The 12,719-nt window shown below is 55.5% G+C and carries 7 protein-coding genes; 6 read left to right on the forward strand and 1 reads right to left on the reverse strand.

Annotated features, from left to right (window positions below; all coding sequences use genetic code 11):
• Positions 1-178: 178 nt before the first annotated feature.
• Complete coding sequence (rsgA, locus tag ACZ9BE_RS00265) at positions 179-1,210, reverse strand: small ribosomal subunit biogenesis GTPase RsgA (protein ID WP_024011360.1); 1,032 nt, start codon at positions 1,208-1,210, stop codon at positions 179-181.
• A gap of 107 nt (positions 1,211-1,317) precedes the next feature.
• Here rsgA and orn point away from each other — a divergent pair, with 107 nt between their 5' ends.
• The 6 genes from orn (at position 1,318) to ACZ9BE_RS00295 (ending at position 12,684) form a co-directional block, all read left to right on the forward strand.
• Positions 1,318-1,860 (forward strand): oligoribonuclease, encoded by a 543-nt coding sequence (orn, locus tag ACZ9BE_RS00270; protein ID WP_016771957.1) that lies wholly within the window; start codon positions 1,318-1,320, stop codon positions 1,858-1,860.
• A gap of 151 nt (positions 1,861-2,011) precedes the next feature.
• Positions 2,012-2,626, forward strand: coding sequence for a trimeric intracellular cation channel family protein (locus ACZ9BE_RS00275; protein WP_177342722.1), 615 nt, complete (start codon positions 2,012-2,014; stop codon positions 2,624-2,626).
• A gap of 177 nt (positions 2,627-2,803) precedes the next feature.
• A complete protein-coding gene (locus tag ACZ9BE_RS00280) occupies positions 2,804-3,829 on the forward strand; it encodes a hypothetical protein (RefSeq protein WP_460094312.1) in 1,026 nt (341 codons plus the stop codon).
• Positions 3,830-4,013: 184 nt separating this feature from the next.
• A complete protein-coding gene (locus ACZ9BE_RS00285; protein ID WP_476248788.1) occupies positions 4,014-6,533 on the forward strand; it encodes a leucine-rich repeat domain-containing protein in 2,520 nt (839 codons plus the stop codon).
• A 341-nt stretch (positions 6,534-6,874) separates the two neighbouring features.
• Positions 6,875-7,861, forward strand: coding sequence for a hypothetical protein (locus tag ACZ9BE_RS00290; RefSeq protein ID WP_252868700.1), 987 nt, complete (start codon positions 6,875-6,877; stop codon positions 7,859-7,861).
• Between the two features lie 80 nt (positions 7,862-7,941).
• On the forward strand, positions 7,942-12,684 hold the full coding sequence (locus ACZ9BE_RS00295) for an RHS repeat domain-containing protein (RefSeq protein ID WP_476248789.1): 4,743 nt from the start codon (positions 7,942-7,944) through the stop codon (positions 12,682-12,684).
• The last annotated feature ends 35 nt before the right edge of the window (positions 12,685-12,719 follow it).

Here is a 12,719-nt window from a genome sequence, read left to right on the forward strand (position 1 = left end):
GAGGAAAGGAATGTAGGCCGCTGGCTCAGGCCTACAAGGTCTGCGCGGCAAAACAGAAAGGTCCTGCAAGCAGTCGCGCAAGTGCCTACAGAAGAGGCTGACGTTTAAGAGGAGAGAGGTGAGTCAGATGCAGTCCGACAGCCGGCAACCCATGGCACAGGGCTGCCGGCGCGACTGTTTAATAACCGTTTTCGGGCAGGCTGGCGATGATCGAGCGATAGCTGTTCATCCGTTGCTGCTGGATGCGGCCATCTTCGAGCGCCTTGAGCAGCGCGCAACCCGGTTCGCGGTCGTGCTTGCAGTCGCGGAAACGGCAAGTGCCGAGCAGGTCATCGAACTCGATGAAACCGGCTTCGACATCGGCGCGGCTGACGTGGCCCAGACCGAATTCACGGATGCCCGGGGAGTCGATCAGTTCGCCGCCGCCAGGGAAGTGGAACAGGCGCGCGGTGGTGGTGGTGTGCGTGCCCTGACCGGACAATTCCGACAACGGCCCGACGCGGGTTTCGACTTCCGGCAGCAGGCTGTTGACCAGCGACGACTTGCCGACGCCGGACTGACCTACGAACACGCTGATGCGCCCGTCGAGCTGCTTTTGCAGCTGCTCCATGCCATCGCCGTGGTGAGCCGAGACTTCCAGCACCGGATAACCCAGCGTGCGATACACCGCCAGCAACGCGTTCAGCGCCGGGGCGTTCTGCTCGTCGATCAGGTCGAATTTGTTCAGCAGCAGAAGCGGGCGGATACCGGCATGTTCGGCGGCGACCAGATAGCGGTCGATCAGGTTGGCGTGAGGCTCGGGCAGCGGCGCGAAAACGATGACGATCATGTCGACGTTGGCGGCAACCGGCTTGAGCTGGCCACGACTGTCGGGGCGGCACAGTTCGGTGCTGCGCGGCAGTTGCGCGACGATCACGCCAATGCCTTGGTTGCCGGCGCGCCAGACCACTTTGTCGCCAGTGACCAGCGCTGGCAGGTTGGCGCGCAAGTGGCAACGGAACACTTGACCGGCGAGTTCGCCGTCGACGGCTTCGACTTCGACCTGCACGCCGAAGTGGGCGATCACCAGGCCGTGTTGCTCTGGGCCAAGGTCGCCGCCCTCGAGGGCTTCGACCGCCGAGGACTCGCGTTTGGCGGCGCGTGCGGCGCGCTCGCCCTGGATCTTTTCGATGCGCCAGTTTTGACGACGATTGAGTTGGCGTTTGGCCATGGGTGTTCCGTCTGAAGAATGCAGCGATTAGGTAAAACGGCCGCGAGTTTAGCACGCCCGGCCATCGGCCTAGGCTAAACTGCGCAGCATTGCCTAGGAGCCCGAATATGCAAAACCCGCAGAACCTGATCTGGATCGACCTGGAAATGACCGGTCTGGACCCGGACAACGATGTCATCATCGAAATGGCCACTATCGTTACCGACAGTGAGCTGAACACATTGGCTGAAGGTCCGGTGATTGCCATCCACCATAGCGACGAAGTGCTCGCGCGCATGGACGAGTGGAATACCCGCACCCACGGCAACTCCGGTCTGACCCAGCGTGTGCGCGACAGCCGCATCAGCATGGCTGAGGCAGAAGCTGAGACCATCGCCTTTCTGGAAAAGTGGGTGCCGAAGGGCAAGTCGCCGATCTGCGGCAATAGCATCTGCCAAGATCGTCGCTTCCTTTATACCCACATGAAGGCGCTGGAAAGCTACTTCCACTATCGCAACCTCGACGTCTCCACGCTCAAGGAACTGGCCGCGCGCTGGGCGCCGGACGTACGCGACAGCTTCAAGAAGGGCAGCACCCACCTGGCGCTGGATGACATCCGCGAATCGATCGCCGAGCTGCAGCACTACCGCAAGCATTTCATCAAATTCTGATGCGGCGGCATCAGCCCTGACGCTTTCGCGAGCAGGCTCGCTCCCACATGGAATGCGGCTTATGTGGACGCGAGCCTGCTCGCGAGAGGCGCGCCCTCTTCTGGTGCGGCGCCGAAATGGCTAGACTGCGCGCCTTCCTGCCTGGACTGCCATCATGTTGCTGATGCTATATCTGATCGCCATTACCGCCGAAGCCATGACTGGCGCGCTGTCCGCCGGACGACGAGGCATGGACTGGTTCGGCGTGGTGCTGATCGCCTGCATCACCGCGCTCGGTGGCGGTTCGGTGCGCGACGTGTTGCTCGGGCACTACCCGCTGACTTGGGTCAAACACCCGGAATATCTGGTGCTGACCTCGGTGGCGGCGATGTTTACGGTGTTTGCCGCACGCTGGATGCGTCACCTGCGCTCGCTGTTTCTGGTGCTCGACGCGGTGGGGCTGGTGGCATTTACCTTGATCGGTTGCATGACAGCGCTGGAAATGGGCCACGGCATGCTGGTGGCCTCGGTCAGCGGCGTCATCACCGGTGTGTTCGGCGGCATCCTGCGCGACATTTTCTGCAATGACATTCCGCTGATATTTCGCCGCGAACTTTATGCCAGTGTTTCATTCGCTGCGGCATGGTGCTACATGTTTTGTCTTTATATAAATGTGCCGGGCGAACAAGCCATCCTGATCACTTTGTTTGGCGGGTTCCTGTTACGTCTGCTGGCCATCCGTTTCCATTGGGAAATGCCGAAGTTCGTCTATAACGACGAACATTGATCATTCTTGCGTTGGTGTATTGGAGGCTGGTTTAAAGGCGTATGAGTTGCCGGCGGCTGGTGCGCGCATATTTCTTACACTTTTCACTTTGATATTTTCTCGGTGGGTATGTAACTTTTTTTGCTGACATGTTTTCGATGTCACTATCAAGTTATATTCTCACAGAGGAGCTGTATTATGAGTGAAAGCATGGATGCTACAGGTAATCAACAAAACACTTCGCCCGTTCTTGTGGGGTTGTCCAGTCTGAAGGTCAAGTTTGACGCCAGTGATAACACTCAAAGCAGGGCACTTTTTGCTAATGGCCGGATGCAAGTCAAAGTTCAGGTGCTGGTTGCCGGAGTAGACGCCGACGGCAACGCTGTGCATGTACCGGAAGATGTAATGGAAAGCATCCAGCTTATTCATTACGCGACCGGCAAGACCTTGCGCGATGGTTGGGTCGCGAGCGCAGTCCAAGGCCGGTTTACGCGTGAGGCACGGCCTGCACCGGATGCCTTGGACAGGCACGATGATGATCTTGAGAATGACAGCGTTCATCCACAGGTGCGTACGTTCTGGGTTTCCTCGTCGAGTGCCGGAACGACTGAGGTCGGTGCGCGCCTGTCTCTCAACGGGGAGAGGATTTTGAGCAACGGAACCACCCCTGCCAGTGTTCATTACAGCAGCGTGACTCTGGAGGCTGAAAAGCCCGCGACATATGGAGTCTTTCAGTTGTATCAGAACAGGATTGGTAATGAGTCGCCTGGTAATCGTATCTGGAAGTACCATCTGGGGCTGTACCCGGACGGGAAGCAAATCCGCCTGGTCGATTGGATGGTCGAGGGGGCTGAAGAGGGCGAAAACCTCGATTTTGCGGGCGGGAACAGGCTTAACGAAATCAAAACCAATTATATGAAGTGCATTTTCGTCCGTCCCGAAAAAACCAGTGTGACCGTCACCTTGCCTGATAGGGGTGATCCGTTTGTATATGCTTTCACCGGCGATGCGCAAACATGGAATCACAAGCATTACAAAGTAAATACTCAAAGCGACGGAGAACTCACTATTGTGCAGGCGTTATCCGAATACTCGGAAAATACCGGTGCGCAAAAATATGGAAGTGTCCTCTACTTTATCGCTATCGATGAATATGGTACCGGGCATAAGTTGGCGATTCGCGTGAGTTTTTATGAGCGCAATTTGTCTCTTCAGCGAGGCTGAGTTTCATCATCCATTGATGCAATGTCTTGGGATGTAGTAGCTGTATATGCGTTTGGCATCGCGGCTGCAGATAAGCTGCCATGTTCGATGATCAGGCATATGCACGAAAGTGCTTTATCTGATGTCTTGCGCTGGCCCGCAGCGATGTGTGGCCAGCGTCACCACTCCTCAAGGATGAGCATTCATGACTGGCAAACCGCCGAAAATCAAACCTGTATCTGCCCCAACCAGACCCATCGAGTCCAGCGGGGATGGCCTGCCCCGGGCTCTGAACCCGTCTTCGACAATGCCGCATTCGACTGTTGCACATCATCAGGGACCCTTGCCTTCGCCATCTTCTTCAGATTCGCTTGCAGTGATGCCTGTCATCAGTGTGAGCACGAGGCCGAAATATTCCACGATCGACGAGTTCGCAAGTGTGTCCGCAAGGAATTCGCTGGAGAACTACTGGATACCCACGCAAGAGCGTCTCGACATGACCGATGCATGGGGCATCGCAATCATGAAGCAGCGTCAGTATGTTGCCGTCGCTGACAATCACATCGTACAAGTGGTCCGAGACCCCGAGAGCGGCCTGTTTCGCGCCACACATGCCAGAGAACTGCATCCTTCCGGTCCGCTGTTGAGGCCTGACAGCGAGGGCCGTTTGTGGCATCCGCTGGATGATCCTGAGTCGGCCAATCCAGTTGCTACTGTCTTTAACGGACAAAATCGCACGACAGAGCTTCCCGGCACGGAGTATTCAATAAAGGATTTCCCTCCACTGATGACCCAACGCATATTTGCCGTGAGCGGCGTCGACGCGATGATGGCGCACAGGTCCGACATTCATCCCGCTTCGCTGGCATTGCTGCAGGACACTGCGAGGCGCTTCGCCCTCGATCAAAAGATCCGCCAGTTCATCACCCAAGTGCAACATTCCGATCCGACCGTGCGTGCGCAAGCCGATTCACAACTGCAGGCTTTGTTAACGCTACAGGCAACTGATCTGAGCGAGCGCGTTATCGAACAGTCCCGCGCTTTGCTCTTTGAGCAGAGCGAGCGGGCGTTCGAACTCGATTGCGATGACAACACATTGCAGATGCGACGGATTTTTCCTCATCTGCCCAAGACGATTGCTCAGGCGTTGTGGCGAGAGGCCAGTGCCGCCGACCATAGGCATTTGCGCCTGCGGCCGGGAATGCCGCGGCACATGGCAGAAAAAACGCTGGTGGCGCTACGCGAGGTGCGTCTCGCCAGGGCGTGCGAAGGAATCTATCTGGATGCGGTAGCTAGCCTGGACAGTGACCAACTGGCTTTGCAGATGCTCGGGCAGCTTGATCAGTGGCCGCGACAGATTCGTATCGAGATTCGTCTGCAAGCGTCAGAGGGTGAGTCATTGAGTGCTATTGGCGATGCTCGATCGCCAGTGCGGCACATATTGATTCGTCAGCATGAAGGCTACGTTATCCAACGCAGCGGCATCGCATCCCCTCAGGATCGGATGGATCTGTATGCCGCCGTCTGGCGCCTTTTACTGCCCGGGCAGCGCCAGTTGCTCGGTGTAGCGCAGGGCGGTGGTGCGGCTCTGCGGCAACTGGTACGCGCACAGCCATTGCCGTCGCGCCAACGCGTGAGCGAATTGTTGGGACTGGCACCGGTGCAGGTAACGGCTGTTCCGGCCAGCGCCCAATACGCGCAAGCGGGGCTGCGAGGCGGCGGCGATGTCAACCCGATGTTGACAGGATCCGTTGTGGAACGTGTCCGTAGCCTCTATCCGCAGCTTGCTGACAAGGAGTTGGCCGCGTTCGTTTCCGAGCGCCTGGGATCTGAGCCGTCCACAGTTTTAGCGCGCCTGGAGACAGACCTCGCAATATTGCGCAATGAATTGGCGATCTGGAGTGCGGAAGGATTATCGACCCAAGCGGACTCTTCGCAGGACGCAATGCAGATCGCAGAACAGCGCCAGGCTCGCGAGCAATTTAGCGCAAAACTGCAAGATATCTGGCGACGCAAGTCGGTTTCCAGGTGGGGTTACGGTGACTATCATTTTTCCCATCATGTCGATTTTACTGGTGAGTTACCAAGATTATCCGCCAGGTTCGACTATGTAACAGAGTTGATATTGACTGTGGAAACGCCAGGCGCACGCATCGGCGCTTTTTTTGACAGTTTTCCCAATGTTCAATATTTGATGGTCACTGGCATAAAAATGGAGGACTTCCCGTCAGGGATATTCCAAATGCGCCAGTTGCGTCAACTTGTGCTGGACGATTGCTCGCTTGAATTATCTGAAGCGACGGCTGAAGGTGTGTCCAGGATCGAGACACTCACTTTGTTGAATCTGGCCAACAACCCTCTGACAGTTGCTCCGCATGTAGGCTTCATGACAGGTTTAACCGAGTTGATGCTATATAACGCCAATCTCTCCAGCCTGCCTTCCGGTATAGACAGGCTTGGAGATCTTCGGGTCATGGCGTTACAGGATAATAATATCTCAGACGTAGGGGGCGATCTGTTCGATATTCCGGATACTCAAGATCTATATGTTGGTTTATTGAACAATCCGCTGAGTGACGAGTCGATGCGGCGGATTAATCAATATCTTGAAAATTCCAGTATGGACCGGAAAGTGGAAATCCAGACGGAAGAAACAGTTTCAGACGTTGATTCCGATAGTGAGTCATCGGAGAGCGGATTTTCGACAGGTCCAGATAGCGACTGAGTGTTGTCGAAAGTAACGGATAGATCACGCTGCCAACATGATTTGGCAAACATAAGCTACTCGCTGACTCCCCTTCCGGTTCGGGTTGATTGAATTCGGAAGGGGTAACAGGCCTTCGTGGGCCAGAATCAAAGGGGCGAAAGGCTTAGTGTTGAATCTCGTAACATGCAGATCGCATTTTTTGAAGTTATTAGCAACTGTGTGAATTATTAAAGATGATGTTGAAAGTTTGCTTTTTCACAAAATGTCAAATGTCGCGGCTGTTTATATTTAAATTCGACGTTAATACTTTGCCGAGCCCTTGAAGGGCGAAATATATTAATCGGCTGAGGTGTTATCAGATGTTTGATGAGCAAGTTGGTATTTCCCGTATCGAGGTAAAGCTCGACGCCACAAATCATGGTCAGCACAAAGTGCTTTATGCCAACGGTCGCATGCAGGTGCGTGTATTGGTGCTTCTGCACGGTATCGATAACAATGGCGACGGCGTATCGCTGCATGGACATCCTGCATTGCCGTCATTGCGGCTGATTGCCTACAACGGTGCTCGGCCTCTGGAGGGAGACTGGAGTGTTTCGATTCAGGAAAATCGTTACGCTCACGAAATGTCGGGTGGGGCAACGCGCCTGACAGAAGTCCCGCGGGTCAGTGACAACCAGATAAGCAACGCCGCAGATCCGGTACAGATTTTCCAGTTCTGGGTCTCGGCTTCCCGACCTGGAATTATGGAAGTAGCTGCCGAGATCTCCTTGAATGGCGTGGTATTGCGAAGTAATGGGGTTGGTTTCGACAGCAGTGTCACGCTGGAGGCGATTCCTCCGAAAGAGTACTCGCTGAGCAGCTTTTCATTGAGCAAGTATGATGAGAAACGGCAGAGGGGTCGATACGATTCGATTCAGCATTATCATATTGCCCTGCGCGCTGAAGGCAGGCAGATTCACCTCCTTGACTGGTACAGCAGTGAGGTGAAACTTGATCCTTATGATTCCGAAGAGGCGGTGCAAGTCTATGTGTCCGGTAATATCCCCGGAATACAAGGTAGTCGCAAAGTTTTTTATGGCTATATGGCACCGATATATGGCGTGCAAGCAACATTCCGCAGTCCCCTGAGCTACGTTACCGTCCCTATCAATAAGGTGCCTGGGCAATTAACCCTTATTCAATATCTTTCCGCTGACCCGCAAGCAGCACGGGAAAATGAAAGCGCATTCGAGTTTGCCGTGTTCGATGAGTTCGGTACGGAGCACCGCCTTTGTATCGATGGTGATAAAGAGCGGCTCACTTTTATTCTGGATCAATCCAGGCGGTCAATGAAGCAGCTTAGCTGACTTCGTTGTGTGGTCGGCGCTTTTTGCTGGCCAGTTTTAACTGCTCAACCTAAGTCTGGAAATAAAAGGACGGTTTACCAATGGAAAGTAATTTCTCTCCCTCTGTTCATTCAAACGCTTTCAACTTTGGTGAATTTGTTTCAGGAGGCGTTGATCCCCGCACGGGCATGTACACCTGCGCATTTTCGCTTGGCAAGTTGCACTCGGCGGATCTCAATGGTCCGGAACTTGCGCTTTCAGTGGGCTTTAATCCGCTCAATCAGGCGGATAGTGGTTTCGGCGTTGGCTGGTCTTTGACACTGACCAATTATGACTTGCGCAGCAAAGTGATGACCTTGTCCAACGGTGAGCGCTACAAGGCTGTCGAGACGTCTACCGGCCTTAAGTTCAAGGAAATGAAACTGCAAACGGCGAAAGTGTCAGTCGCTGGAGCAGGGCGCTATGAAGTTCGATACAAGGATGGCCGGCGTGAACTGCTCAAAGTCCTGGCCGGCACTCAGGTCGCCGTCGCGGAAAAAATAATCGCTGCGAACGGTGTGAGCATTACGCTGAAGCATGAGTTGTTCAACCAGTTTCCCCGATTGGCCGAAGTCCGTGATGCCAAGCGCTGCCTGTTGAAAATCACCCGCGCGGCTGGCCAGGTGACGCTGTCCCGGCATCCCGACACTACTTCCAGTTCCAACTACAAGCTGATCTTGAAAAACTCTCGAGTGACGGCCATCGAGCTGCCGGTTGGTAAGGGTTGGGACCTTGAGTATGAAGTCATCGCTGGAGCCAGCTATGTTCATCGCATCGTCAATCCGCTGCGCGGGGTCGAAATCATTCGCTACAAGCGGCACGGCCACCGCTTCATCAGCGGTGTGGAACGGACACTGCCGTTTGTGATTGCTCACGATGTCTACCCAGGGCGCGGCCAGCCCCGACTTTGCAAGACCTACACGTACTCCGACCATAACTTCCTTGGGCAGGGCCTCCTTCCTGCCAAGGATAGTGACCTGGATCCTCTCTATCTGGCGCCCGGCCACTACGTCTACACCTTGGACGAGCACTTGCTGGTCAGCGGCAAAGTACATACCCGCATCAAACGCACCTACAACAAATTCCATCTGTTGGTGGCTGAGGTTACAACCTGTGGTGACGCTCAGATCGCCACCACCACGGAGTATCACTGTTCCATTACCAAGCCATTCAGTGAGCAGGTGGCTCAGTTCCGCATGCCTAAAGTCCACACGGTGACGTACCTCGATCGGCGCACCCAACAGCAGCGTGTGGAAACCACCGTCACCGAGTTCGATGACGAAGGTAACTTGCTCAAGCAGGTCGAGCCCACTGGGGTGACGACGACCACGGAATTTTATCCGGCCAGTGGTGGAGATAACTGCCCAGAGGATCCGCTGGGCTTTTCCAGATTCCCGAAAAAAAGGACGGTGACTGCTGCCGCATCCGATGGTGCTTCGACAGTCACCTACTACGACTACGCGCTGCATCCGGCGCTGGACGGTGCGGAACTGGCATCCGTGTTACCGGTCGAGGAGCGTTTTTGTGAAGTGTTGGAAGGCGTTGAGGTATTGCGTTCGAAAACCGCACGCAGTTATTTGAATACGCCCGGGGATCCACTCAAGCATGGAGCCACGAAAGAGCAGAGTGTCATCCTGAATGATAAAAAAACCGCTATCGAGTTTTCCTATGAACTTGAGGGTGACAGGTTGCGAGTCAGGTCCAGCACGCGCGGATTTGACGGCACGCTGCAGACCAGTGAGAAAGTGCTGTCGACGCTGACCGGATTACAGGTCTCTGAAGTCGCTGTCGATGGCGAGCACATCGAGCATGAGTACGACGCAATCGGTCGGGCAGTGGGCAAAACGGTTGCTGGCGGCACCCCATATGCGGCCGTTACCCGGTGGACCTATCTGGCTGCCAGCAAACAGCATCCGGCGACAATGGTGACCACGGATCCTGCTGGCGGCGAGCAAAAAGTGACTTATGACGGGATGGAACGGGTGATCACCGTTCATGAAAAGGACTGCGACCATCCCGACAAGGACGGTCTGATTCAGACACGCACGCTTTATTCTGCGCTGCATGATTCGGTCGGCCACAAGGTGAAAGTGACGCTGACTGATTGGCGTGATGGCAAGCCTTATCCGGTCAGCACCGGCTACGAATTCGATTCCTGGGGCCAGGTCAGCAAGACGCTGCACGATGATGGACGTATCGAACACAGCGAGGCGGACCCGGTTCTTCGCCGGCAGACCCATTGGCTCCAGGGGATGGGCAAGACGATCACCCTCGTCAATGATTTCGGTAAACCGCTGAGTGTCGAGAGCTTCAATCTGAAGAACAAAAGTCTCGGCAAAACCGTGTACACCTATGACGGCTACGGGCGCACAACCAGTCAGACAGACCCTGTCGGCAATACCAGCCGATATGAGTACGACGTTTTTGACCGGATAACCCGCAGTGTCCTGCCCGACGCCACTGCGGTCGTGACCGACTACGCCGCGCACAGTGATGAAGGTCTGCCGATCAACATCAAGGTCGCTGACAAAGTGTTGGGGCAGCAAACTTATGACGGTCTGGGTCGCTTGATCCGAAGTACCGTTGGCGGACGTAAGTCCGAGGCAGGTTATGAAGCGGGCTTCACCCAGCCGCAGTGGTACAGGAGTGCTGAAGGCAAAAAAACCGAATTCACTTATTTGCGGGAACTGGGCGGCCTGCTGACTGAGCGCAGGGCAGGGGATCTGGTCACGACCATGACGTATGACCCCCTCAGTGGCAATCCCTTGACCTGTACCGAAAACGGCAGACAGCGCAATTTCGCCTATCACCCCTCCGGGCGTGTGAAAACCGAAACGACGACCCTCGGCGCTATCACCAAAGCAACCTCCAGTAGCTGGTCCCTGCAGGGGCGACCGATCAACCATGTCAATGTGCTCGGAGTCGAAAGCACATCCGAATACGATAAGCACGGCCGCCTGCTATCCACCTCTCAAGGCTCGCTTAAAACCGAATTCCACTACGACGCGCAGACGGGGATGCTGGACTGGACGAAAACCGAAGAAACGTCAATCAAGCGTCAAATGCTCACCCGGTTTGCCTATGACGATATCGGGCGTGAAACCCGCCGAACATTCGAGATTCAGGGGCAGCCAGACCAGACCCTGGAATCGACTTACACGCTGGCTGGCAAACTGGCGCAGAAAGTGTCCAGACGTGGCACTCAAGTGTTACGTGATGAACAGTTCACCTACGATGTGCGCGGGCGCTTGATCCAGTACGACTGTGCCGGCACGCAAAAGCCGCGCGATCCGTATGGCAAGGAAATTATCCGCCAGACATTCACCTTCGATGCATTGGATAACATCCTCACCGTGCAGACGAAGTTCCCGCTGGGGGTGAATCTGACCACCTTCAGTTACGACAATCCTGATCCTGCACAGCTCAGCGCCGTCAAACATTCCCACGTCGACTATCCCTCGGCAGTGACGCTGGAATACGACGCCAACGGCAGGATGATCAAGGACGACCAGGCGCGAACGCTGGCCTATGACGCGTTCGGACGTCTCGAGCAGTTGTCCAGCGCAGGGGGATCAGTGATTCGTGGCTACCATTACGACGGTTTCGACGATCTGGTGGAGCTGTCGCAAGCCGAAAAAGCAATTGTGCAGCGTTACTACTACGCAGGCCGGGTTGCCAACGAGGTGAGTGGTGAAAGTTCAACCAGTGTTGTGCGTCACGGTGGAGCGCTCGTGGGGCAACAGCAATCGGGGTTGAACCCCGACGCGCAGCTATACGCCACCGATCAGCAGCAAAGTGTGCTGGCAACGCTGGGCAAGGAGCAGCTCACCGATTGCGCCTACAGCCCTTATGGGCATCGTCCCGCCGAAGGTGGATTGTTCAGCGTGGCAGGGTTCAACGGCGAACAGCTGGATCCGGTTACCGGGCTGTATCTGCTGGGCAACGGTTACAGGGCTTATAGTCCGACACTGATGCGCTTTCTCGCCCCCGACAGCATGAGTCCATTTGGCGCGGGCGGATTGAATGCCTACAGTTATTGCCTGGGCGACCCTGTCAATCGTGTCGACCCTACCGGGCATATCTCCTGGCAATCGATCCTGGGCATCGGCCTCAGTGTTCTCGGAATTGTTGCCAGCGTGGTGACGATGGGCGCGGCGACGCCATGGGCAGTGGCGGCATTGGGGCTGGCGGTTGCTTCAGGCCTGGCGGGTATTGCCAGCGAGGTGGTCAATGAACTCGCACCGGGTTCTCAAGCGGGCGAGATATTGGGCTGGATCAGTTTTGGTCTTGGGCTGGCTTCGGTGGGGGCAGGGCTGGCAGCTGGTGCCAAAGCGGGCATCAATGCTGGCAGGAAACTGGCTGGCGCCTTCAAGCAGGGCCTGAGTAGTAAAGGCTCCAAAGCAGCGGGTCAAGAGATGGCCCGAGGCATGATCAAGGGTAAGGGAAACAAGGCGGCGGCCAAGGCGAAGGCGAAGGCCAGCGCGGCCGTTCAGGAAGAGGCCGAGAAACCATGGTCACTCGTCAGGGTCGACCCCAAAAAGAACATCCTTGAGAAAGAGGGCCTTACCGGCTTGCTTGAAAAGGCCGAAACTTTCATGCAGCACATTGAGGCGGGTAACTCCCCGACGTCTTCTGCAGCGCTGATTCATGCCAAATACACGCCCATGCATGGTCCATCCGGCTCAGCATCAAAGCCGATGCATCTCTATCTGTCGCAAGGAGACCGAATATATATGACCGAAAACGCCAAGGAGCGGATCGCGGTCATCAACCAGCTGGGTGGTCATTTAAAGGAAAAAAAGTAAGTCGGAGCACGCAACGAAACGATACAAAGCGAAAG

This window comes from Pseudomonas sp. TE9122 (assembly GCF_056278925.1).

Bases quoted from the DNA above. Each gene is read 5' to 3' on its own strand.
- rsgA (WP_024011360.1), bottom strand. From the start codon at position 1,210: ATGGCCAAACGCCAACTCAATCGTCGTCAAAACTGGCGCATCGAAAAG.
- orn (WP_016771957.1), top strand. From the start codon at position 1,318: ATGCAAAACCCGCAGAACCTGATCTGGATCGACCTGGAAATGACCGGT.
- ACZ9BE_RS00280 (WP_460094312.1), top strand. From the start codon at position 2,804: ATGAGTGAAAGCATGGATGCTACAGGTAATCAACAAAACACTTCGCCC.
- ACZ9BE_RS00285 (WP_476248788.1), top strand. From the start codon at position 4,014: ATGACTGGCAAACCGCCGAAAATCAAACCTGTATCTGCCCCAACCAGA.
- ACZ9BE_RS00290 (WP_252868700.1), top strand. From the start codon at position 6,875: ATGTTTGATGAGCAAGTTGGTATTTCCCGTATCGAGGTAAAGCTCGAC.
- ACZ9BE_RS00295 (WP_476248789.1), top strand. From the start codon at position 7,942: ATGGAAAGTAATTTCTCTCCCTCTGTTCATTCAAACGCTTTCAACTTT.